Origin of the sequence: Pseudomonas poae (assembly GCF_001439785.1) — a bacterium.
GTDB lineage: Bacteria > Pseudomonadota > Gammaproteobacteria > Pseudomonadales > Pseudomonadaceae > Aquipseudomonas > Aquipseudomonas poae.
This window is the reverse complement of the sequence record NZ_JYLI01000007.1, coordinates 100848-124631: the sequence shown is the minus strand read 5'-3', so window position 1 is coordinate 124631 and position 23784 is coordinate 100848. Positions and strand designations below refer to the sequence as shown.

23 protein-coding genes are annotated in these 23784 nt (G+C 61.4%); 9 read left to right on the top strand and 14 right to left on the bottom strand.

The genetic code is table 11. The features are described 5' to 3' along the window. Positions 1–61 precede the first annotated feature (61 nt). Positions 62–931, top strand: a complete 870-nt coding sequence (locus TU75_RS10650; RefSeq protein WP_060548909.1) for an isocitrate lyase/PEP mutase family protein — start codon at positions 62–64, stop codon at positions 929–931. On the opposite strand, the gene ydiJ is transcribed toward TU75_RS10650, so the two are convergent. Next, positions 889–3951 (bottom strand): D-2-hydroxyglutarate dehydrogenase YdiJ, encoded by a 3063-nt coding sequence (gene ydiJ / locus TU75_RS10645; protein ID WP_060548908.1) that lies wholly within the window; start codon positions 3949–3951, stop codon positions 889–891. The genes TU75_RS10650 and ydiJ overlap by 43 nt on opposite strands. 148 nt (positions 3952–4099) lie before the next feature. Between ydiJ and TU75_RS10640 the strand changes: the two genes are divergently transcribed. Continuing rightward, positions 4100–4984: a LysR substrate-binding domain-containing protein gene (locus TU75_RS10640; protein ID WP_003239152.1), complete on the top strand. Its 885-nt coding sequence runs from the start codon at positions 4100–4102 to the stop codon at positions 4982–4984. A gap of 224 nt (positions 4985–5208) precedes the next feature. Here TU75_RS10640 and TU75_RS10635 read toward each other — a convergent pair whose 3' ends face one another. From TU75_RS10635 to TU75_RS27635, 10 genes are all read right to left on the bottom strand, one after another. Beyond that, positions 5209–6099, bottom strand: coding sequence for a glycine betaine ABC transporter substrate-binding protein (locus tag TU75_RS10635; RefSeq protein ID WP_060548907.1), 891 nt, complete (start codon positions 6097–6099; stop codon positions 5209–5211). Positions 6100–6135: 36 nt separating this feature from the next. Further along, the gene (locus tag TU75_RS10630) at positions 6136–6804 is read right to left on the bottom strand and encodes an ABC transporter permease (protein WP_060548906.1); all 669 of its coding nucleotides are present in this window, start codon (positions 6802–6804) and stop codon (positions 6136–6138) included. Between the two features lie 2 nt (positions 6805–6806). After that, positions 6807–7778 carry an ABC transporter ATP-binding protein gene (locus tag TU75_RS10625; RefSeq protein WP_060548905.1) on the bottom strand — a complete coding sequence of 324 codons (972 nt, stop codon included), beginning with the start codon at positions 7776–7778 and terminating at the stop codon, positions 6807–6809. Beyond that, on the bottom strand, positions 7775–8464 hold the full coding sequence (locus TU75_RS10620; RefSeq protein WP_060548904.1) for an ABC transporter permease: 690 nt from the start codon (positions 8462–8464) through the stop codon (positions 7775–7777). Before TU75_RS10620 ends, TU75_RS10625 begins: the two co-directional genes overlap by 4 nt. A 208-nt stretch (positions 8465–8672) precedes the next feature. Continuing rightward, entirely contained in the window at positions 8673–9602 is a 930-nt protein-coding gene (locus TU75_RS10615) for a GlxA family transcriptional regulator (protein WP_032870979.1), read from the bottom strand. Between the two features lie 299 nt (positions 9603–9901). Then, a complete protein-coding gene (locus tag TU75_RS10610) occupies positions 9902–10870 on the bottom strand; it encodes an alpha/beta hydrolase family protein (protein WP_003235650.1) in 969 nt (322 codons plus the stop codon). Between the two features lie 32 nt (positions 10871–10902). After that, positions 10903–11790, bottom strand: a complete 888-nt coding sequence (locus TU75_RS10605) for an amidohydrolase family protein (RefSeq protein ID WP_060548903.1) — start codon at positions 11788–11790, stop codon at positions 10903–10905. 113 nt (positions 11791–11903) lie between these two features. After that, positions 11904–12635 carry an ATPase gene (locus tag TU75_RS10600; RefSeq protein ID WP_015371807.1) on the bottom strand — a complete coding sequence of 244 codons (732 nt, stop codon included), beginning with the start codon at positions 12633–12635 and terminating at the stop codon, positions 11904–11906. After that, complete coding sequence (locus TU75_RS10595; RefSeq protein ID WP_015371806.1) at positions 12622–12900, bottom strand: hypothetical protein; 279 nt, start codon at positions 12898–12900, stop codon at positions 12622–12624. The genes TU75_RS10600 and TU75_RS10595 overlap by 14 nt, the downstream gene beginning before the upstream one ends. 178 nt (positions 12901–13078) lie before the next feature. Further along, the gene (locus TU75_RS27635; protein ID WP_015371805.1) at positions 13079–13228 is read right to left on the bottom strand and encodes a hypothetical protein; all 150 of its coding nucleotides are present in this window, start codon (positions 13226–13228) and stop codon (positions 13079–13081) included. 172 nt (positions 13229–13400) lie between these two features. Here TU75_RS27635 and TU75_RS10590 point away from each other — a divergent pair, with 172 nt between their 5' ends. Next, on the top strand, positions 13401–13655 hold the full coding sequence (locus tag TU75_RS10590; RefSeq protein WP_015371804.1) for a hypothetical protein: 255 nt from the start codon (positions 13401–13403) through the stop codon (positions 13653–13655). Between the two features lie 6 nt (positions 13656–13661). Here TU75_RS10590 and TU75_RS10585 read toward each other — a convergent pair whose 3' ends face one another. From TU75_RS10585 to TU75_RS10575, 3 genes are all read right to left on the bottom strand, one after another. Next, entirely contained in the window at positions 13662–13910 is a 249-nt protein-coding gene (locus TU75_RS10585) for a hypothetical protein (RefSeq protein ID WP_003235658.1), read from the bottom strand. 2 nt (positions 13911–13912) lie between these two features. Then, complete coding sequence (locus TU75_RS10580; protein WP_060548902.1) at positions 13913–14617, bottom strand: glycosyltransferase family 2 protein; 705 nt, start codon at positions 14615–14617, stop codon at positions 13913–13915. A gap of 74 nt (positions 14618–14691) precedes the next feature. Further along, a complete protein-coding gene (locus tag TU75_RS10575; protein WP_003235661.1) occupies positions 14692–15192 on the bottom strand; it encodes a CinA family protein in 501 nt (166 codons plus the stop codon). Between the two features lie 175 nt (positions 15193–15367). On the opposite strand from TU75_RS10575, the gene TU75_RS10570 reads away from it, so the two are divergent. From TU75_RS10570 to TU75_RS10545, 6 genes are all read left to right on the top strand, one after another. Further along, a complete protein-coding gene (locus TU75_RS10570; RefSeq protein WP_060548901.1) occupies positions 15368–16132 on the top strand; it encodes an OBAP family protein in 765 nt (254 codons plus the stop codon). A 93-nt stretch (positions 16133–16225) separates the two neighbouring features. Next, positions 16226–16507 carry a hypothetical protein gene (locus TU75_RS10565; RefSeq protein WP_015371800.1) on the top strand — a complete coding sequence of 94 codons (282 nt, stop codon included), beginning with the start codon at positions 16226–16228 and terminating at the stop codon, positions 16505–16507. Between the two features lie 66 nt (positions 16508–16573). After that, on the top strand, positions 16574–16831 hold the full coding sequence (locus TU75_RS10560) for a DUF6555 family protein (protein ID WP_003235666.1): 258 nt from the start codon (positions 16574–16576) through the stop codon (positions 16829–16831). Next, positions 16828–17073, top strand: coding sequence for a hypothetical protein (locus tag TU75_RS10555; protein WP_060548900.1), 246 nt, complete (start codon positions 16828–16830; stop codon positions 17071–17073). Before TU75_RS10560 ends, TU75_RS10555 begins: the two co-directional genes overlap by 4 nt. Positions 17074–17135: 62 nt before the next feature. Beyond that, entirely contained in the window at positions 17136–19475 is a 2340-nt protein-coding gene (locus TU75_RS10550; protein WP_060548899.1) for an FdhF/YdeP family oxidoreductase, read from the top strand. 165 nt (positions 19476–19640) lie between these two features. Next, a complete protein-coding gene (locus TU75_RS10545) occupies positions 19641–23783 on the top strand; it encodes a CheR family methyltransferase (protein ID WP_060548898.1) in 4143 nt (1380 codons plus the stop codon). The last annotated feature ends 1 nt before the right edge of the window (position 23784 follow it).

Here is a 23784-nt window from a genome sequence, read left to right as displayed (position 1 = left end):
TCGCTGGTTTATAAACAGGCATTGATCGTGCATTAGACGATGGCCAGAACCAGGAAAGATCATGCCAAAAATTTCCCACTCAGCGCTTCGCTGCAATTTTCGTGAGTTGCTTGCCGCACCCCAGTGCGTCGAAACAGCTTCTGTGTTTGACCCGATGTCCGCGCGCATTGCGGCCGACCTGGGGTTTGAGGTCGGCATCCTGGGCGGCTCGGTCGCCTCATTGCAGGTGCTGGCGGCGCCCGATTTTGCGCTGATCACCCTCAGCGAATTCGTCGAACAGGCCACGCGCATCGGCCGCGTCGCCCAGCTCCCCTTTATCGCTGATGCCGACCATGGTTATGGCAATGCCCTGAACGTGATGCGCACCGTCGAAGAACTCGAACGCGCCGGCGTCGCCGCGCTGACCATCGAAGACACCCTGCTGCCTGCGCAATTCGGACGCAAATCCACCGACCTGATTTCCATCGACGAAGGCATCGGCAAGGTCCGGGCCGCCCTCGAAGCCCGGGTCGATCCGGCGCTGTCGATCATCGCGCGCACCAACGCCGGCGTGCTGCCCACAGAGGATGTGATCAAGCGCACCAGGGCCTACGAAAAGGCCGGTGCCGACGGCATCTGCATGGTTGGCATCAAGGACTTCGAGCACCTGGAGCAGATCGCCGAGAACCTCAGCGTTCCGCTGATGCTGGTGACCTACGCCAACCCCGCGCTCAACGACGCAGAGCGCCTGGCCAGCCTCGGCGTGCGCGTGGTGGTGGCCGGACATGGCGCCTACTTTGCGGCCATCAAGGCCACTTACGACAGCCTGCGCGCGCAGCGCCAACTGACCCACCGCACCTCCAACCTCAGCGCCACCGAACTCACCCACACCTACACGTTGCCTGCCAGTTACATGGCGTGGGCCGAAGAGTTCATGGACGTTAAAGAGTAAGGCTGACAGGCATGCTCCAGCACCACTTCCAACGGGTGGCGCAGGTGCTTGCCGGCTTGACGCTTGACCTGGCTGCGGCAGGAATACCCCGTGGCCAGCGCTTCACCAGGCTGGTCCAGCTTGCCGGCCCATGACTGCTCGAAAATAGTCTTCGACGTCTGCTGATTGCGCGCCTCATGGCCGTAGGTGCCGGACATGCCGCAGCAGCCACTCGCCTCGCTGACCAGTGTGAGGCCCACTCGGGCAAACACGGCTTGCCACTGCGCGGTACTTGCCGGCACGTTGGTCTTTTCGGTGCAGTGCGCCAGCAGCCGGAAGGTCTGCGGGCGTTGGGACGCGCGGTCCGGGAGCGCATCGAGCAGCCATTCCTGAGGCAGCAGCACCGTGGGGCATTCGCCTATTCCCGGCACCTTGCGGTATTCCTGGCGATACACCAGCGTCATCGCCGGATCCAGGCCCACCAGCGGCACGCCACAGTCGGCCAGCGCCTTGAGCTGCGCGGCATTGCGGATCGCCGCTTTCGCAAAGGCGCCGAGAAAGCCCTGCACATGCAAGGGCTTGCCGTTGGCGCTGTAGGGTGCAAGAAACACCCGATAGCCCAACTGATGAGCCAGTTGGATAAAGCTCGCCAGCACTGGTGTTTCGAAGTAACGGGTGAACGCATCCTGCACCAGTACCACACTGCGCTCACGCTGCGCGGGCGTCAGCTCGCGCAGGGTCGGCACGCTGGCGACCTTGACCTTGCACGCGTTGAGCACGGCCTGCAAATCGTGGCGGTGGATCAGCGGGCTGTCGAGCATGCCGACGTGGCGCGCCAGCAGTCGACTCATCCAGCCGGCACCCATGATCGCGTTGTACAGGCCCGGCGCGTAAGCCAGGTAGGGAATGGTGAACTCCAGCGAACCGATCAAGTAGTCGCGCAGCGGACGTTGATAGCGACCGTGATACAACTCAAGGAACCGCGAGCGAAACTCCGGCACATTGACCTTGATCGGGCACTGGCCCGCGCAGGATTTACACGCCAGGCAGCCCGCCATGGCGTCATACACCTCATGGGAAAAGTCCGCCTCACCGCGCGAGCGCGCCAGGTTGTTGCGCAGCCGCGCGGGTAACCCGCCCAACCAGGCCAGCCGGCCGCGGGCGACGGTCAGAACGTCGATATTGGCCGCGCCCTGCAGGCGCAACCACTCGCGGATCAAAGACGCCCTGCCCTTGGGCGAATGCTGACGCTCACGGGTGGCTTTCCACGAGGGGCACATGGCGTCGTCGGGATCGTAGTTGTAGCAGGCGCCATTGCCGTTGCAATGCATGGCAGTGCCGAAGCTCTGCCACACGCGTTCGTCGATATGCCGGTCAAGGTCGCCGCGCAGTGTCACCTCGTCGACCTTGAGCAACCCCTGGGCGGCATTCGGTGGTGTGCAGATCTTGCCGGGGTTGAGCTGGTTGTGCGGGTCAAAGGCGCCCTTGAGCGCTTGCAAGGCCGGGTACAGCTCGCCGAAAAAAGCGGGCACGTATTCAGAGCGCAAGCCCTTGCCGTGCTCGCCCCACAACAGTCCGCCGTAACGCTGGGTCAGAGCGGCCACGGCGTCGGAGATTGGTTTGACCAGCGCGGCCTGGGCCGGGTCTTTCATGTCCAGCGCCGGGCGCACGTGCAGCACCCCGGCATCGACATGGCCGAACATGCCGTAGGCCAGACCAAAGCTGTCGAGCAGGGCCCGAAACTCGGTGATGTAATCGGCCAGACGCTCCGGCGGCACGGCGGTGTCTTCGACAAAGGGCTGCGGACGAATCTCACCGTCGACGTTACCCAGCAGTCCTACCGAACGTTTGCGCATGGCATAGACGCGGGTCACCGCTTCGACGCCCTGGGCCAGGGTGTGGCCCAGCCGCTCAAGGGTGGTGTCACTCTGCAAGTGCGCGACAAAGGCCGTTACCCGTGCGTTGACCTGCGCCACATCGTCGCCGCTGAATTCCACCAGGTTGATGCCCAGCGTCGGGCGCGCGGCATCGGTGGGGAAGTACTCGGCGACGCTGTGCCAGACAATGTCTTTCATCGCCAGCAGCAACACTTTGGAGTCCACGGTTTCGATGGACAGCGGCGCATGCGCAAGCAAGGCGTTGGCGTCGCGCAGTGCGTCCATGAAGCTGGCGTAGCGCACATTGACCAGCACCGCATAGCGCGGAATCGGCAGCACATTGAGCCGGGCTTCGACCACGTAGCCAAGCGAGCCTTCCGCGCCGCACAGCACGCTGTTCAGGTTGAAACGCCCCTGCTCGTCACGCAGGTGCGCCAGATCGTAACCGGTGAGGCAGCGATTGAGCTTGGGAAACACCGAGGCGATCAGCTCCGACTGGGTGTCGTGGATCTGCCGCGCAGTGCGGTACACCTCACCAATGCGCCCGCTCTGCGCACACGCCGCCTCAAGCTCGCCGTCGGAAAGCGGCCGGCTGTGCAGGTGCTCGCCGCCGAGCAACACGCTGTGCAGTTCAAGGACATGGTCACGGGTCTTGCCGTAGGTGCAACTGCCCTGGCCGCTGGCGTCGGTGTTGATCATGCCGCCCACGGTGGCGCGATTGGAGGTGGACAGCTCCGGGGCGAAGAACAGTCCGTGGGGTTTCAACGCGGCATTGAGCTGGTCCTTGACCACGCCCGCCTGCACCCATACCCAGCGCTCGGCCACATTGATCTCAAGGATCGCGTTCATGTGCCGCGACAGATCGACCACGATGCCGTCGGTCAGCGACTGGCCGTTGGTGCCAGTGCCACCGCCACGCGGGGTCAGTTTGATCTGGCGAAAGCGCGGTTCGGCCATCAGGGTGGCGATGCGCGCTATATCGTCGGCGTCCAGGGGGAATACCGCCGCCTGGGGCAGGCGCTGATAGATCGAGTTATCGGTGGCCAAGACGGTGCGGGTGGCGTAGTCGGCGCTGAGCTGGCCGCGAAAGCCGCTGACCTGCAAGGCCTGCAGAAACTCCGGGTACTGTGGCGCAGGTACAGAGGTGGGCAACGGGGCGATCATCGCGGGCAGGTCTCAATTCACGGAAAGTCGAAATACTTGTCGCCTGGGCATTAATAGGTCAGCCTCAGGTCATTGGTTTGGCCCATGATCCTGCAGGTTAGGGCGTGCTACAAACGTATAATCCTGCCGCTATCGATGACTTTTACGAATGAATTACCGTCACCTCACCCCTTCGATGTCGCTGCTGCTGGCGTTTGAAGCCGCTGCGCGGCATGAAAGCTATACCCGCGCGGCCGTGGAGCTGTCCCTGACCCAAAGCGCGGTGAGTCGGCAGGTTCAGGCGCTGGAACAGCAATTGGGCCTGACGCTGTTTCGCCGCGAAGGCCGGCAAGTGCAGCTGACCGATGTGGGCAGGCTGTATCAGCGCGAAATGAGCCACGCGCTCGGCCTGATCCGCGCCGCCACGCTGCAGGCCCTGGCCTACCAGTCGGGCAGCGGCACTCTGCGCCTGGCCACCTTGCCGACCTTTGGCTCAAAGTGGCTGTTGCCGCGCCTGCATGATTTTTACAAAAACCATCCCGGCATGCTGGTGCACATCCATTCGCGGATCGACGCCATCGACTTCGAAACCGGCGGTATCGACGCCGCCATCGTCGTGGGCAGTGCCGATCTGCCGGGGCTGATCAGCCATCGCCTGCACATGGAGGAACTGCTGGTGATCATGTCGCCTGAAGCCGCCCTGGCCCATCAAGACTGGCCAGCGCAGCACCTGGCGCAGCAGACGCTGTTGAATGTGGCGAACAATGCCACCGTGTGGGGCGAGTGGTTCAGTCACCACGGTTTGCCCCATCGCCTGATGCGCCTGGGGCCGAGCTTTGAGCTGACCTCGCACTTGATCCAGGCCGTGCGCGCAGGTATCGGCATCGGCCTGGTGCCGCGCATTCTGGTGAGCGACGAACTGGCAAATGGCGAACTGATCAGCCTGGGGCAGCCGTTCGCCAGTCAGCGCAGTTATTACCTGGCTTATCCACCGCGCAATGAAAGACTGCCTTCGTTGATTGCTTTTCGCACCTGGTTGCTGGAGCAGCTGTGAGTGAGGCCGGGAAGGACCTCTGTGGCGAGCAGGCTTGTCCTGCGTTGGGCTGCGTAGCAGCCCCACAACTACGCGCTGAGCCGTATCAGGTACACCGTGTTTTGCTGGATTGGGGGCGCTTCGCACCCCAACGCAGGGCAAGCCCGCTCGCCACGGAAACCCGCTCAACCACGACAAGTCCGCTTGCCACACAGAAGCTGGGGTTGCTTCCGGACAGCGCCAAGTCAGTTTATCTGGAGCAATTGGCGTTGCTGCAGGAATTCCCGGGATACGTTTTCGATGGATTCACGGCCCACTTCAATACGGGCATTGAGCGCAGCGATGGTGGCGTCATCCAGCGTGGAAGACAGCGCGTTGAGCAATTGGCCAACCTTCGGGTTGGCCTTCAGTGCCTCGGTGCGCATGACGGGGGTGAGTGCGTAACTGGGAAAAAATCCCTTGTCGTCCTTCAGGGCAATAAACCCGAACGCGGACATGCGTCCGTCAGTCGACATCACGAGCGCGACGTTCGCCTGGTTGTCGCGCAGGGCCTGGTACGTCAGGCCGCCGTCCATTCGAATAACGTTTTTACGCCCGAACTCGAACCCGTAGGCTTGCTGCAACGGGCGCAGCCCGTCAGAACGCGAGAAAAATTCGGCATTGGAGGCAAATGTGTAGGCCTTGCCGTCACCGATGTTCCTGGCCAGGTCGCTGATCGAGGCAATGCCGTCCTTGTCCGCCTGCTCCTTGCGCATGGCCAGTGCGTAGGTGTTGTTGGCGCCGGATGGATTCAGCCAGGTAATGCCCTTCTGCGCGTCAAGGGCGCTGACCTTGTTGTAAGCCGCTTCGGCATCCAGCTTTTCGTTGATCTTGTTGTGAACAATCAGGGCAGTGCCGGTGTATTCCCAGTACACATCGACCTGGCCGTTCTCCTGCGCCGCACGCAGGATCGAAGAACCGAGGTCCGGGCGTTTATCCACCCGGTAGCCGTTGGCGCGCAACAACTGGGTGGTGAGTTCGGCCACCAATTGTTGCTCGGTGAATTTCTTGCCGCCGACGACGATAGTGTCGCTGGCAAACACACCGCCTGTCAGGCCCAGCGCAAACATCAGACTGACCAACGCTCGATATATCATCCCGCACCTCGTTTAAGTGTTGTGTGCCGACAGGTTTCAAACGCGCCCGGCCAAACGTAACCCCCGAGAAACGCTGAGGTTCTGGACCAGGCCGCACGCCAGGTCGACCGCGATGGCCAGCAGTGCGGTGGACACGGCACCGGCCAGCATCATGTCGAAATCGTTCAGGTCGATACCGGTAAAAATCAGCTCACCCAGCCCGCCCCCGCCAACCAGGAAGGCCAGCGGCGCGGTCCCCACGTTGATGGCCAGCGCCGTGCGAATGCCGGCAAAGATCACGTTCATCGCATTCGGTATTTCGACCTTCCACAGCACTTGCGCAGGCGTCATGCCCATGGCCTCGGCCGCTTCGATCAAGTGCCGGGGCACCGCGCGCAAACCTTCGCAGGTGTTTACCGCCACTGGCAGCAGGGTTGCCACCCACAAGGCGAAGATGGCCGCGCCACTGCCCACGCCGACAAAACTCATGGCCAGCGCCAGCAAGGCAAGCTTGGGAATGGCTTGCCCCACATTGAGAAACTGCATGCACGCCATGGCATGGCGCTGGCTCGCCGCGCGGCTCATCCACACGCCCAGGGGCAGCGCCGCCAGCAAGGCCAGGACCGCGCTGATGGCGACGATTTGCAGGTGCTGAACGCTCAGGTAGCTGATATCGCCCCAATAGCGCTCGAGCCCGGCGCTCAGTCGGCTGATGAACTCAGGCATCGTCAGTGCACCCTCGGCATCGTGTGGTCTGCCAATCGCGCGAGGATATCGGCCTGGTGCACGTAGCCGACAAAACGTCCGTCGCTGTCGTTGCACAGCGCCCAGTCCTGACCGCACCCCAGCAGTTGCGAAAGCACCTGACGCAGATCATCCCCAGGCTTGACCACCAGTTGCGCGGGGGAAGAACCGCCCTGCCGAGGCGGTACCTGGCTTGCCACGTCCACCGAGCGCATCAGGCGCAGGCGCTTCATGACGCGGTCACCGCCCATGAAGCTGGCCACGAACTCGCTGGCAGGCTGTGCCAGCAGGTCGTCGGGTGTGCCGAACTGCTCGATGCGGCCATCGTGGAACAACGCGACACAGTCGGCCATCTTCATCGCCTCGTCGATGTCGTGGCTGACAAACAGCACGGTCTTGCCGACCTGACGCTGGATACGCATGAATTCGTCCTGGATCACCTCGCGATTGATTGGATCGATGGCGCCGAACGGCTCGTCCATCAACATCACCGGCGGGTCCGCCGCCAGCGCACGGGCCACGCCGACCCGCTGCTGCTGGCCGCCCGAGAGTTCACAGGGGTAGCGTTGGAGAAACATCGCCGGGTCCAGCGCCACCACTTCCAGCAGCTCCGCGGCGCGCTTGCGGCTTTTGGTCTTGTCCCATCCCAGCAGATTGGGCACCACGCAGATGTTGTCCTCGACGGTCATGTTGGGGAACAGGCCGACTTGTTGAATCACGTAGCCGATGGAGCGTTTGAGGGTGACGCTGTCCAGTTCGGCGGTATCGCGTCCGGCAATCCTGATGGTGCCGGAGGTCGGCGCAATCAGCCGATTGATCATTTTCAAGGTGGTGGTTTTACCGCAGCCCGAGGGGCCGAGCAGGATGCAGATCTGCCCCTCGGCGACGCTCAACGAGACGTCTTCTACCGCAGTGATGGCGCCAAAGGTCTTGCTCAGGTGCTCAATCTGGATCATGTCGTTGCCTCTTCAAGTCGGCGGGCTATCAGCGTGCTGGTGTTCAGGCCGCGGGGTGTCAGCAGCCGCTGCAGGGCGTACAGCGCATAGTCGGCCGCGATGGCGATCACGCTGATGACCAGGGCACCGGCCAGCAATTGCCGGGTATCGGTTTGCGTAATGCCGCGAATGATCAGGCTGCCCAGGCCGCCGGCGCCGATGTAGGCTGCAATGGCGGCAATGCCGATATTGATCACCGTGGCCATCCTGACGCCCGCCATGATCAGCGGCACCGCCAGCGGCAGTTCGACCTTGCGCAGTCGCTGCCAGGGGGACATGCCCATGCCGATGGCCGCTTCGCGCAAGGCGGGGTCGATGTTGGAAATCGCGGTGCTGGTGTTGCGGATGATCGGCAACTGCGAATACAGGAACAGCGCAATGACTGCCGGCACCACGCCGATTCCGTAGCCCACCAGGGACAGCACGGGAATCATCAGCCCGAACAACGCGGCCGAAGGAATGGTCATCAGCACGGCAGCCAACGCCAGCACCCAGCGACGCAATCCGGCGTGCTGGGAGATCGCGATGCCAATGGGCACGCCGGTGAGGATCGCCAGCCCGACGGCAAGCGCGACGATGAACAGGTGCTGCCCCAGCAGCAGGCTGATCAGGCCGTGGTTGTCCAGAATGAAGCGCAGGGTTTCCATGGTTGCTTGGCCTTCTTCAGGTCATTGTTGTTGTGGTCGGGAGCAGCGCCAGACAGCGCGCTGAACCTGCATGAACCTTACCGCGCCGGCGCACGGCAACTGCGCCGTATGCCCGACGAGTTCTATCAAAAAATCGACGTTTCCAAGTGCGCCAGCGTCGATACGAAGCGGTGGCAAAAGATTAGCGCTGCAGGGTCACGCCCTGACATCAGGAATGGGTTTCATCAAATTTCCGCCGCTCTTCGCCGGGCGTGCAGCCCCAGGTCCGCCGGTAGACGTCGCCCAGGTGCGAGGCTGAAACGAAGCCGCAACGGTGGGCGATATGGGCGATAGGCTGGGCGCTTTCACGCAGCAGGCGACGCGCTTCGTTAAGCCGCAGTTCCAGGTAGAATTTTTTCGGGGTTTTACCGAAGTGCTGTTGCCACAAGCGCTCCAACTGACGATGTGACAGGTTGCAGCGCTCGGCGATCACGTCGATGCCAACCAGGTGCTCGAGGTTGTTTTCCATGGTGGCAATCGCCGCCGTGAGGCGCCGGTCATGAACCCCGAAACGCCATTGGATCGACATGCGCTGATGTTCTTCCGGCGCCCTGATACGGGCATGCAGGAATTGCTCGGCGACACTAGCCGCCAGTGGGTTGCCGAAATCCAGCGCTATCTGCGCCAGCATCAGGTCGATGGCCGCCGTGCCACCGGCGCAGGTCCAGCGGTTGTCATGGTTGACGTAGAGATCGCGCGTCACTTCGATCAAGGGGAACTCTTCGGCAAACTGGCCGATGCATTCCCAGTGCAAGGTGCAGCGTTTTCCATCGAGCAACCCGGCGCGAGCGAGAATGAAGGTGCCCGTGCTCAAGGCGCCTACCGTCGTGCCTCGGGCCGCCGCGCGTTGCAGATAGCGCAGCATCTTCGGCGGTTTCTGTGTCTCGATGTCCAGGCTGGCCAGCACGAACACGCGGTCCAGCGCGGGGGCGTGCTCGATCGCCACCGTCTGCAGTTCGAAGCCGCTGCTGGAGCATACCGGCCCTCCGGTTTCGCTCAGCAGCGTCCACTCATACAAGCGCGCGCCGCTAAGCCGATTCGCCGCCCGCAGCGGCTCGCTGGCGCCAGCGAGCGCCATCATTGAGAACTGGGGAAGCATGAGCAAACCAATGTGCCTGGGAGTCGTCATCGCAGGATTCTCGAATGGGCGGCCACCCAGGGAAACGTGATTGAAACAACCCTGTGGCGAGCGGGCTTGCCACAGGGTTGGGGTGCGAAGCGCCCCCCTTCCAGCAAAACGCGGTGTACCTGATACGGCTCAGCGCCTGGTTTTGGGGCTGCTGCGCAGCCCAACGCAGGACAAGCCTGCTCGCCACAGGGAATCTGCGCTTAACTGAACGGCATTAGGGCTAGCCACAGGGTTGATGCTCAGCAAGTCCTCAACGGCTGACGGCCTGTTCAGCCGCGCGCACGAATCGCTTCATCGATGCTGTGGATCATGGCCCGGAACAGCGGATTGTTCGCCTGGTTCTGCTGGCCGTGTTGCATCAGCGGGATAATCAGCGCGCCTTCGCCGGCGTCACCGGGGTAGTGCCGATACAGGCGCTCGGATTCAGACGGCCTGTGCAGAGTATTGTCGGCGCCGTGGATAATCAATGCAGGCGCAAAGCCTGTTGCGCCTTCGATACCGTGCTCCGGGTCATAGGCGACGCAGGCTTTGTAGGACTTCGCCGTTACATGGCTGCAACCCGGCCAGCGATCAGCGCCGCCCGCCTCGGTATAGCCGCCCAACTGCTGATCTACATAGGCTTGGGTCTGGGGATCCAGTGGGTAAAAGCCCAGACGGGTCGATTCGGTGCCGATATCGAACGGCGGAATCGGTGCGTCATCCGGCAACTGGTGGATCGCTGCATCGGCCGCCTGACTGTCGGTACGCAAGGCTTGCAATTGACGGGTGCCGGTATAGCTCATCGGCACCCAGAAGCGGATCTGCTCGCCCCCCGCTGCCGCCAATTGAGCCATGGCGCCAAGGCTTGCCACAGCCCCCAGCGCCCAGGACGCCACCACCGGCATTTCACCCAGAGTCTCGCGTACCCAGGCGACGGCGCCGAGGACTTCGTCCCGCTGGTCTTCGAGGATCACCTGGGTGATTTCGATCCCCCCGGCCTTGAGCGTGTTGCGTACGTATTTATTGGAAAAGAAACCCGCCACGTCATAGGTCATCACGCGATAACCCCGCGCCGCCAGCGCACGCCCGAACAGTTGGCCATACATGCTGACGCCGCCGGTGAAGCCTGAGTTGAAGACGATTGGTGGCAGTCGGTCGCAAGCAGGCAGATCGGGCTCGAACAGCCAGCCTTTGAGGTTCAATGTTGCGTCGCCGTAGTGGACGGCGAAGGTGATTTCTTTGCTACGGATACTGGTCATCAATGGATATCCCGGACGGTACAAAGGGAAGATCAGCAAGCGCCTCGCAGCAACTGGCTGACCGGCAGGCGAGTCGCCTCACACACATGCCGCGCAACAGCGTCGACAAACTCAAAGGCACGGGTCACATCAAACTCGCGGGCATACGCCACACCTTGGTGGTCGACCCCCACATGCGGCGCATCGCTGGCTTGCAGCAGCAGCCTGTCGGCACCGAGGGTCCGCACAATCTGCGTGACGAATTGGGCAACCGTGTGCGGGTCGACCGCGGTGCGATAGCCCGGCCCCTTGAACCACACGGTGCCGCGCCGTTGCGCTTCAGCGAGCAGCGCAAGATAGGCAGGCTCCGTCGCACCGCGTTCACCGTGGCAACTGCCCAGGTGATCGATGATGACCCGCACGGATTCCGGCACCTGACGCAGCACGCGCAGTGTGGTCGCGGCTTCTTTTGCATAAATATGCACGTGCTGGTGCGGCAGTAGCCGAGCGTAGAAGGCCAACCACTGCGCGGTGCAAAAACGCGTCCCGTGCACGCTTTCAGGCGGCGCATCGTGCAGCACGATACGCGCGCCGATGACCTGCGGATGGGCAAGGCGTTCGTGAGTGGCGTAGACCGGGTGCGCCTTGATCGTGCCGACCAGCCTCACGCCGCCATACCGCCGGGGGTTGGCGGCCTGAAGCACCTTCAACTCGTCGAAAGAGGCGAACACATTGTGCGAGTCCGGCAGGATGCTCAGGTGAACATGGTTGATGACCGCGGGGAGCGTCCCGGCATCGATCAGCCTGTCCAGGTACGCCGTCAACGGATGCGGTGCCGGCAAGCTGTAGGGCAGCGGGCCCGACACGCGCTGAAGGTCGGCTGCCGTGTAGAAGTGAACGTGGTTATCGTAGCGACTGACGATGCTCGGGGGCGGCTGCATGGTGATCGTTCCTGCTAAGGTGCGGGAACAATAATCGTCGCAGAGGTCTGGCCGCTCCCGGCAATTCGACGGGGCGTATCAGATTCTCGCCATGCAAGGGAGCCCGCTCCCCGTCACCCACCCACCTTGTCGGCGTAAGCCTCAAAGAACCAATCAGCAACATCTTCCGTGTGATATTGAAGCTGAACACCGGATGTAATTTCTGCAAGCAAGACCGAGCGATCTGCGGAGTTGTCAAAAATGAAGGCACGATCACTTGCAGCAATTGCTCCAGGCAATAGGTCGAGCGACTTGTAGTATCGCTCGCGAACCTTTTCAGGCTCGACGGGATGCCCACCCTCTTTAACGCGAATTTCCACTCGATCTATATTGATTGCGGGGTTTTCTGTCGATACGAAATAAAGATAGGTGCGGTAGCCCCGCGCTTGGGCCAATTGCATGAACTCAACTTTGCCGGGATGTGACATCACCGTTTCAAACGTAAAGCTCGCCCTTTTTTCCAACAAGCGCTGACGAATGAAGTCAGAAATCACGGACGCAAAATAGGAGTCGACCAGAATAGCTCGATAATCAATCCGGGCGCCTTGCAAACCAAGCTTACTGACATGATCAGTCAGGCTCTTATTAATGAGTAGATGGTGTTCGGCATGAAACCTGAGCAACTCATCCAATGTGGTCGCGATATCAAAAACCGATAAATCAATAAAGCCAGTTGCCCTGGCCTCTTTTTCCAATTCATCCGCATTGACATACAACTTGGTTAACGCGGGATCCAACTCACCCTTGATTGTGCTTTTACCGGACCCGTTGGGTCCCGCAAAAATACGCAGCCTAGGCACGCCCACCTACCGTTTGCTCTTCAACTCGACGCACGGTAATGACCTCTCCAGTCTTGACCTTGCGACGAGGCTTCCCTTGAGCAACGAGTGTTTTACTGCCGTCCTGCGAAACACGCACCAGACTACCTTCATCCATGCACAGCACGCCGCGCTGGCTCACCGATAATGCACGAAAATAAGCAGACAGCGTGGCCTTGCGCGCCTGGGCAGGCACTAATAGTTCCAAGGCGTCGATCTCGCGGTCTGAAACTTGCTTATCTGCACTTTTCATTGAAGCGCTCCTGATTTTTGCCCATGTTCATCGGATCATAGCCCTGAGGCTGCGTTTACAAAAGACCCGCGCATCGTGCCTCGGCATTTCAGCGCGTGCCACCCGAAACATGTCATGACCTGTGTCCTCAGACCATTAGGCTCTTCAGGCGGCGCGCCATGGTTGAGCCAGTTCTCAATCACTTGCCCCCCTCCCCCTTACCCTCCTGCATCTGCACCGACGACTTGCTCCCATCGGTATTGCCTTTGGTGTTGTTGTCGGCATTGTCGAAGCACCCCTGCAGCATGAACACACTGCAAAGGCCCAGGCACATCGAAAGCTTTTTCATGATTATCTCCAGGCGGATTAAAAGTCGGGCCGGCAGCCCTTGTTGTATGTGGCTCGAACACCCCCGCGCCTGTTCAACAAATCGTCTGCCTGGCTGACAAGCGGTTAAGGCGAGGGCTAGGAAAAAATCTGAATCATTCACCCAGGCGACCCTCTGTGTTTTAAACGAAGTGATGATTGAGGATGTCGGCTTGAGTGATGTGGATTGGGTGCAATGGCCTGCCATGGCCGTCACGGTACTGGCGGCCTGGCTGATCGGGTCTCAGCGCCCGGCGAGGCGGATGGCGGGGTTTTTCTGTTTCATACTGAGCAATATTCTGTGGGTCATCTGGGGCGTTCATGCCCATGCGTATGCGCTGATCGTGCTACAGGTATGCCTGTGTCTGATGAACCTGCGCGGTTTCAAAAAGAACGTGCGAAATCGCTGAGCGCGATCATCCGGCATTGCGCTGCGCGCGCAGATTCTTTGTGAAGCCCCGCGCATTCATGCCCAATAGAACGCATTCGAGCACGATCAAACCGTAGGCATTGGTGTGCCAGCCCCAGGCCACCCATAACGTGTTGCTGAGGATGAAACCCCAAAACGCGAGCATGCGCCGACGCGGGCGCTGCGAACCGATGAACCATGCCGAGAGCACGGTCACGGCCATGGCGGGCCATTGCACCCAGTCAACCAGGTCCACGGTTACTCGACGCCGAGCGCAGCGCCCGCCCCCAGGCACGCGTCTGCGCCAAGACGGCCGGGCACCAGCGTGGCCAGGTATTCGCCGAACCCGCCGCGACACTTGTAGTCGCGGCGCGCACTGGTGATCACCGGATTGGTGGCGGTCCAGACGATGCGCGCACCGGTCCTTTCCAGGTCTGCCACCAACCGCACATCCTCGTGAGCCGCCAAATGCTGAAAGCCGCCAGCGGTGCGATAGGCCTCAGCGCTCAGGCCCATGTTGGCGCCATGGATATGCCGATGGTTTTCAATGAACTGGTACAGCGACAGATACCGCGAACGCACGGCGGCGTCGTGTTCACTCCAGCCATCCACGTCGACGGTGCCGCACACCGCGTCGGCACCAAATCCGATCTGCCGCGCCAGCCAGTCTGGTGGCACCACTGTGTCGGCATCCGTGAAGGCCAGCCAGCGAGCGCCGCGCTTCAATAGCTGTTCAGCGCCTGTGGCCCTGGCCTGGCCGACATTGCGAAAGCACACGTCCAGCCGCTGTACCTGCCTGGCCGACACCAACGCCGGCGTGCCATCCGAACAGTCATCCAGCACCACCAGCACCTCCAGCGTTTGACCCTTGAGGGCCGGGTGTTCAGTGGCGCGCAACACGGAGTCGAGGCATTCGCCGATGTAGCGCTCTTCGTTATGGGCAGGTATCACGATCCCTATCATTACATTCCCTCCGACGTGTCCTGAGCAATCGACACTGCGCACGCGCAGAAGGTTTAAAGTATCTGAGCCATCCTTTAGCCACGCTCCCCTGCCACTGCTCGCTGGTGAAAGTGCGGCAACCATTGCAAGGCGTGGACAGAGGCCGCCAGTTGAACCTGCTCGCGCGACCCGCTGAAATGCTCTTTGCGACTGAACACGCTGACAACCTGCCCGATACGAAAGGCCCAGGCAAAACAGACGGTGCCCGGCGGTATGCCGTCGAGGGCGTCCGGCCCCAGCAGCCCGGTGGTGGCGACCGCCACATTGGCCGGGCTATCGTGCAGCGCGCCGTGGACCATCTCTCGTGCAACCTCGCAACTGGTGAGATTGAAGGTCTCTATCGTATAGGCGCGCACGTTCAACAAACGCTGTTTGGCCTGCGGCGAATACACCACGTAACCGCTTTCGATGCATGCACCGCCGCCGTCGACCTGCGAGAGCAAAGTGATGATCTTGCCGGCCGTGCAAGACTCGGCCGTGGTGATTTTCAGTTGATGGTGCTTAAGGTAATCAAGGGTTGAAGCGGCAACCGACATGATGATGACTCCCTGCGCATGCGTTGTTTTCCACTCGATTCTTATGACGAGCCCCGAGCTTTTTCAATGCCAAAGAGATTTTGAACGCGCGCGCCCTCAGGTTTTCCAACCTTCGCAGGGCTGAAGACGGCGTTGACGCTCCAGCCTGAAAACACCCCACAGGAAGGACTCTCTGATGACTGACACCGCCCCCCACCGCACGGCCAAGGCATTGTCCCTGGCAACCGCCTTCGCCCTGCTAGGCGCCTGCGCCGGCAATGACTCGCCCTCCAATGTCGAGGCGCCCGGCAAGACCAAGGCCGCGAGCACACGCGCACTCGACACCGGCGCCGCGTTGCTCCAGTCACGCCCGCCGATAGATGCGCTGAACGCCTACCTGGATGGCTTCCACTTCTACAACGGCCACCCCGATGTACAGATGGAAGCGCACCACTACTGCGCCATCCTCAACGAAGAGGTGATCCAGTGCGTGATCTATGACGGCAATCGCAAGGAGGCAAAGCTGATGGGCGTGGAATACATCATCAGCGAGCAGTTGTTCAACGCACTGCCGCCTGCGGAAAAAGCGCTGTGGCACAGCCATGTGCACGAGGTGAAGTCGGGACAGCTGGTGGCGCCCGGTATTCCCGAGGTGGCCGAGCACGCGCTGATGGAGAAACTGGTGCACACCTATGGCAAGACCTGGCATACCTGGCACACCGACCTCGACAAGCGTCTGCCCCTGGGCGTGCCCCAACTGATGATGGGCTTCACCGCCGATGGCCAGGCAGACCCGCGCATGGTTGCCGAACGCGATCAGCGGCTGGGAATCGACAGCAACCAAAAGAAAGCCGCACGGGCCGACATTCCCGCGCCAGCGGTTGCCCCCGGCGCGGATGCGTGGCAGCAGGGCGAGATCATCCAGATCGGCGATCCCACGGCAACGCCCCATCGGCACTGACAGCGCCGCTCGTTCATTTGCATTGAACGATCGTTTACGCCCAGGGCTCTACCGCACTGCAAGCTTGTCCCCCATCGCCTGAGGTAACTCCGCATGTCTTACGACTATCAAGGTCCTGCCAGTGTGATCACCGCTCGCCGCCACCTCGGTACAGAGCCCGAGGAAGTCTTGAATGAATCGGTGGATATCAAGATGACCAGCAGCGGTAAACCAACCATCGTGAGCCTGAATTTCCAGACACCGCTGCAATGGCCCGGTCACCCCAACTACGTCACCGTGAATCTGCCCGATGGCACTTCAGTCAGCGGCGTGACGGTTGAAGTTGAACGGCCAAGTGAGGGGCCAGGCTTTGTCAGATTTACCGTCGACGATTGATGTCTCAACTTTTTTGAATCTTTTTTGACGTCAATTATCTGTTACTCATGAGCATAGGGAGGTCTCATGAAACGCAACGATTTATTCACTATTCACTACCAGCTGCACGGTGAACCCAAGTCCTTCATCGTGCGTGCACCCCAGATGAACAATGCCGAAGCCTGGCATTGGGCGAGCTGTGATGCCGGCGTGGCGGTGATTCCCAAATTCGGGCAACAGAACCTCAAGCGTGTCTCCAGACCCATGGCCGAGAAATACGGCATTACCGATGTGCAGTGGAGCAGCGCGACAGAGATAAAGTGGGCGGAGAGCGTTACATCATGAACAGTCGCACATTCGATTACAGCACCGACCCCAGCCATACCTGGGATGACGAGATCGCCCGCAATACCGCCATGTTCTTCGAGGCTGATCGACTGGACGCCCTGGCGTATCAACTGATCGAGTCCTACAGCGGCGATTCCGTGACCTGGACGCGCTTTACCGAAGCGAAGAAGCTCGCCGATACGCAGCGCACTGCGGCGTATCGCGAGTGGATGCGCATTCAGCGTGCGATGCGTAAATAAAGCGCGAGTCTTGCGCTGAACGGGAACCTTGATCGGTTCCAACCGATGCCTGGGAGTGACGGATGCTTATCTACCCCAAAAGCCATTTCCAGCCCTACACCCACGCCAGTGGCGGATGGGGTTCAGCACAGTCGGTGATGCACATCCTGTGGCGCGAACAGGCGCTAGGCAAAGCGCCAGCGGCCCTGCTCAAACAGAACAAGCCGGATGGCTTTGCCTGCGTGAGTTGCGCCTGGGCCAAACCCGGCCGACCCCATGCGCTGGAATTTTGCGAGAACGGCGCCAAGGCGACCGCCTGGGAACTCACCTCACTCAAAACCGACCCGGCCTTCTTCGCCGAGCATAGTCTCAGCGAGCTGCGCGAATGGTCGGACTATGCGCTGGAACAACAGGGTCGTCTGACCCACCCGATGCGCTACGACCCCGTCACGGACCGCTACCGCGAAACCTCCTGGGCAGAGGCCTACCGCGACATCGGCGTGCAGCTCAACGCCATGGAGCCGGACAGTGTGGTCTTTTACGCCTCGGGGCGCGCGTCGCTGGAAACCTCGTTCATGTACCAGCTGTTCGCCCGCGCTTATGGCAGCAACAACCTGCCCGACAGCTCCAACATGTGCCACGAAAGTACCTCGGTGGGCCTGCAGGAAAGCATTGGCGTGCCGGTCGGCACCGTGACCCTGGACGACTTCGAACACACCGATTGCCTGTTTTTTTTCGGCCAGAATGTGGGCAGCAACAGCCCGCGCATGCTCCACCAATTGCAGGAAGTGCGTCGACGCGACGTGCCGATCATCACCTTCAACCCCTTGCGCGAACGCGGGCTGGAGCGCTTCGTCAACCCGCAGTCGCCCAAGGAGATGCTCACGCCCGAGTCGACGCTGATCAGCACTCAATACCACCAGGTCGCCATTGGTGGCGATACCGCCGCCATCACCGGCATCGCCAAGGCATTGCTGGACCTGGATGACCAGGCCACCGAGCACGGCACGCCCGCGGTGCTGGACTACGACTTCATCGCCAGCCACACCGACGGCTTCGAAGCGTTCACCACTTACGTACGCGGCTGCGACTGGACACAACTGGAACGCCAGAGCGGACTTAGCCGCAGTGCGCTGGAAGCCGCCGCCACCGTGTATGCGCGCAGCCAGCGCGTGATGCTGGTGTATGGCATGGGCATTACCCAACATCGCCAGGGCGTGGCGAACGTGCAGATGCTGGTCAACCTGCTGCTGATGCGCGGTAATATCGGCAAGCCGGGCGCGGGAATCTGCCCGGTACGCGGCCATTCCAACGTGCAGGGCCAGCGTACCGTGGGCATTACCGAAGACCCGAAGAAAGTGCCGGCGGACCTGATCCAACAGCACTTCGGCTTCACGGTGCCGCCGCACATGGGCCTGTGCACCGTGGATGCCTGTGAAGGCATTCTTGACGGCCGCGTACGCGGCTTCATCGGCCTGGGCGGTAATTTCCTGCGCGCGGTTCCTGACACCTCACGCATGGAGCCGGCCTGGCAAAATCTGCAGTTGAACGTGCAGGTGGCGACCAAGCTCAACCGCACTCACCTGCTGCCCGCACGCGCCATGTGGCTGCTGCCCTGCCTGGGCCGCATCGAAATCGATCGGCAGAATGGCGTGCCGCAGATGTACACCACCGAGGACAGCACCGGCTGCATCCACGGCTGGCGCGGTAGCGCGGAACCGGTCGGCCCGCACGTGCGCGCTGAAGCCAGCATCGTCGCCGGGCTGGCCATGGCCACCCTCTCCAACGGCTGCACCATCGATTGGCAGGCCTGGAGCGATGACTACTCCAGGGTCAGGACGGCCATCGGCACGATCTACCCGAAGATTTTCCACCACATGGAAACCCGCATGGCCGAGCCAGGCGGCTTCCATCGCCCGATTGCCGCCGCGCAGCGCCAGTGGGAAACGCCCAGTGGCAAGGCGCAGTTCGTCACGCCCGTGACCCTGGCCGAGGACGATAACGTCAACCTCGCCGAACCTCCCCGCGACGTGCTGCAACTGATGACGCTGCGCAGCAACGATCAGTTCAACACCACCATCTATGGATTCGATGACCGTTTTCGCGGCGTGAGCGGCACGCGCGAGGTGATTTTCATGCACGGTAACGACATCGTGCGCCTGGGCTTTACGCCGGGCCAGCAGGTCATGCTGACCACGGCCATCGAGCCCGCGGTGAAACGCCAGGTGGGCCCGTTCGAGATCATCGCCTACGACATTCCCGAAGGCTGCGCAGCCGCGTATTACCCCGAGTGCAACCCGCTGCTGCCGCTATGGCACCACGCCGAACGCAGCAAGGTGCCTGCCGCCAAATCGGTGCCGGTACGGCTCAGCGCAGGCTCCGCGTTGCCATTCGTCGGTCTGGATAAACCTTCTTCAGGCTGAGTGCCTCAACCGCACATACAGTCCAGAAATGACCGGTGGGTTTCGAGGCATTCTGTTAAAGGTAGCTTTTCAGTTATATTTCGTTTCCCGTTCAACGCTTCCCCTCGATCGAATGCGTGCCCTGCACACGTTCCTTTCGTGCGCAGTTAACCAAGGTTGGTATTTATGAAGTCTGCCTCCCCGCGGTCGCCCGACGTTCCGCAACGCAAGGATGTGTCCCCTAGTCATCTGACTTTCCCGGTGGTGGGTATCGGTGCGTCGGCAGGCGGACTGCAAGCGGTAAAGGCGTTTTTCGAGCACATGCCCAAGGACAGCGGCATGGCATTCGTGGTGATCCTGCACCTGTCCCCCGATCACCAAAGCGTGGCGGACACCATCATCCAGACCTCCACTGGCATGCCGGTCAAGCAGGTCACCGATGCCACCCCCATCGAAAAAAATCACGTCTATGTGATTTCGCCCGCCCAGCATTTGCTGATGAATGATGGCTACCTGAGAGTCTCGCCATCCGTGCGCGAAGGCGGAACGCATACGGCCATCGACCTGTTTTTCCGCGATCTGGCCGACGCGCATAAAGCCCGCGCGTTTTGCCTGATCCTGTCGGGTACCGGCTCGGACGGCGCGGTGGGGCTTTCGCGAATCAAGGAACAAGGGGGCATCACGCTGGTGCAAACCCCGGAAGATGCCGAGTTCGACGGCATGCCCCTGGCAGCGATCGAAACGCAGATGGTCGACCTGGTGCTGCCGGTGGTGGAGATGCCGCAAAAGCTGTTGGACCTGTGGCAGAACGCGCAGTCGATCACCCTGCCCATCCATGATCTTGAGATTCCTGCCGTCCCGCCGGCGACGGAGCGCGATGCCGCCGTGGCGGAACAGGTGCTGCTGGACATTCTGGTGCAACTGCGTGCCAGTACCGGGCACGACTTCAAACATTACAAGCGCGCCACCGTGTTGCGGCGTATCGAGCGGCGCCTGCAGGTCACAGCCCAACCGGACCTGACCAGCTACTACGCATTTCTCCAGTCACACCCGGAAGAAACCAAGGCCTTGCTCGGCGACATGCTGATCGGCGTCACCAACTTCTTTCGTGACCGCGAAGCGTTCGAGGCGCTTGAGCGTGACGTGATTCCCAACCTGGTCAAGTCCCTGGAAGACAGTGTGCCCCATCGCCAGGAAGTGCGCGTGTGGTCCGCTGGCTGCTCCACCGGCGAGGAAGCCTACAGCCTGGCGATGCTGGTCAATGAACAGCTGGCGCTGGATGCCAGCGGCGCCAAGATGCAGGTGTTCGCCACCGATATCGATGAGCGCGCAATCACCCACGGTCGCAACGGTGTATACCCCGAAGCGATCATCACTGACGTGCCGCCGTCACGCCTGCGCCAGTACTTCGCCAAGGAAAAAAACCAGCACTATCGGGTGCGCAAGGAAATCCGCGAGAAGGTGCTGTTCGCCAAGCACAGCCTCCTCACCGACCCGCCGTTTTCCCAGATCGACCTGATCGTATGCCGCAACCTGCTGATCTACCTCGACCGCGAGGTGCAGCGCGACATCCTGCAAATGTTCCACTTCGCCCTGCGCCCCGGCGGTTATCTGTTTTTGGGCTCGTCCGAATCGGCTGACGGCTGCCTGGACCTGTTTGTACCGGTGGACAAGCGCAACCGCATCTTCCGTGTGCGCGCCGGTTCCTCCGCAGCGCGCCGCGCGCCCACCATGCCGCGCAGCGGCTTCCTGCGCCCGAGCACCCCGCAAGCGGTGAGTGAAAGCAAGGCGCCGAACAAGATTTCGTTCGCGGATATCCACCTGCGCGCCCTCGAAAAGGCCGCCCCGCCCAGCGTGATCGTGGATATACAGGGCGATATCCTGCACATCAGCGAAGGCGCGGGACGCTTCCTGCGCTACGTGGCCGGTAATGTCACCCATAACCTGCTGGCACTGGTGCATCCCGACCTGCGCCTGGACATCCGCACCACCGTGTTCCAGGTCCAGCAATCGAATACCGCCGTGACCTCGCGCAAGGTGCAGATCCAGCGCGACAACGGCCGCTTCCTGGTGGACATCACCGCCCAGCCCTATCGCGACGACGCCACCGAAAGCGACTACGTGCTGGTGATTTTCCAGGAAACCGCCGCCGACCCGCAGTACGCCGACGCAAGCGCTGTGAACCAGGCCGAGCATGCCATCCTGAGCAACCTGGAGCGAGAGCTGCAACGCACCAAGCTGCACCTTCAGGACACCATCGAACAGGCGGAAGTCTCCAGCGAGGAACTCAAGGCTTCCAACGAGGAAATGCAGGCGGTCAACGAGGAACTGCGGTCAGCCACCGAGGAGCTGGAAACCAGCAAGGAAGAGCTGCAATCGATCAATGAAGAATTGTTGACGGTCAATTACGAACTCAAGACCAAGGTCGAGGAAACCGACAAGGTCAACGACTACCTGACCAACCTGATTGCCTCCACCGACATTGCCACGGTGTTCGTCGACCGCAACATGCGCATCCGCTGGTTCACCCCGCGCGCCACCGATATTTTCAGCATGCTGCCGGTGGACACCGGACGCTCGCTGATGGATATCACGCACCGCCTCGATTACCCGCAGATCACCGAGGACGCCACGACGGTATTTGAGTCCCTCAGCCTGATCGAACGGGAGGTCAGCAGCAACGACCAGCGCTGGTACATCGCGCGGTTGCTGCCCTACCGCTCCAGCGAAGATCACATCGACGGCACGGTGCTGACGTTTATCGACATCACCAAGCGACGCCAGGCCGAGGATGAACTGCGCCTGGGCGAAGAGCGCATGCGTCTGGTGGCCGAAAGCACTCATGACTTTGCCATCATCATTCTGGATAACCATGGCGCCATCACCGACTGGAACACCGGTGCCGAGCTGATCTTCGGCTACACCAAGGATGAAGTGCTCGGCGCTTATTACGACCTGATCTTTTCGCCGGAGGACCGCACCACCGGTGTGCCGGAAGATGAGCTGCGTGCCGCTCGCGAACACGGGCGCGGCGAGGACGAGCGCTGGCATGTGCGCAAGGATGGCAGCCGGTTTTATTGCAGCGGTGAAGTCACCCTGCTCAAGAGCGCCAGCCTGCAGGGCTACGTCAAGATTGCCCGCGACCTCACCGGCCACAAGCGTACTCAGGATGAGCAGAGCCAGCGGCTGATGGAAACCCAGACCAGCAGTCACCTCAAGGATGAGTTCTTTGCGGTGATGTCCCACGAGCTCAAGCACCCGTTGAACCTGATCCAGCTGCACGCCGAGCTGCTGCGGCGCCTGCCCGCGACCAAGGCCGCAGCGCCGGCAATCAAGGCGGTGAACACCATCTGCGAGGCGGTATCGAGCCAGGCGCGCATCATCGACGACCTGCTGGACGTAGCCCGGGTGCGCACCGGCAAGCTCAAACTGAAAAAACAACGGATCGACCTGATCCGCACGCTTGAGGATATTCACCGGGTGATCGTGGCCGACGGGCATCATTGCCAGGTCACCCTGCAACTGCCTTCGCCGGCCGAACCGCTGTTCGTCGACGACGACCCTACACGCATCGAGCAGGTGATCTGGAACCTGGTCAACAACGCGCTCAAGTTCACCTCGCAGGACGGGCAGGTGCAGCTGGTGATCAGCCGCACGGACCGGTGCGTGCAGTTGGATGTGATCGACAGCGGCGCGGGGCTCGCCGAAGACAGCCTGGAGAAAATCTTCGATCTGTTCGGGCAAGCCGACAACCAGCATCAGGCCCATCAGCGCGAAGGTCTGGGCATTGGCTTGTCTCTGGTTCGTCAGTTGGTGGAGGCCCACGGCGGTTCGGTCAATGTGCACTCCCCAGGCCTGGGCCTTGGCTGCACCTTCTCGATTATGCTGCCGCTGTGCGAAGAGCAGGCGCCACTGCCGAACCCTGCCGCCGGCCAGAGCGAGAACGAGCGCCTCAACGGCGTCAAGGTGCTGCTGGTGGATGATTCCGAGGAAGTGCTTGAAGTGCTGAACATGCTGCTGGACATGGAAGGTGCCCAGGTCAGCGCGTTCAGTGATCCGCTGGTCGCCCTGGAAACGGCGCGCGACACCCGTTACGACCTGATCATTTCAGACATCGGCATGCCGAAGATGAATGGCCATGAGCTGATGCAAAAGCTGCGCACGATCGGCCATCTGCGGCGGGTGCCAGCCATCGCCCTGACCGGCTACGGTGCCGGCAACGATCAGAAGAAAACCGCCGAGTCGGGCTTTGATACCCATGTCAGCAAACCGGTGGCCCATGACGCGCTGATCAAGGTAATTGAAAAGCTGTGTCGCTCGCATCGATAGC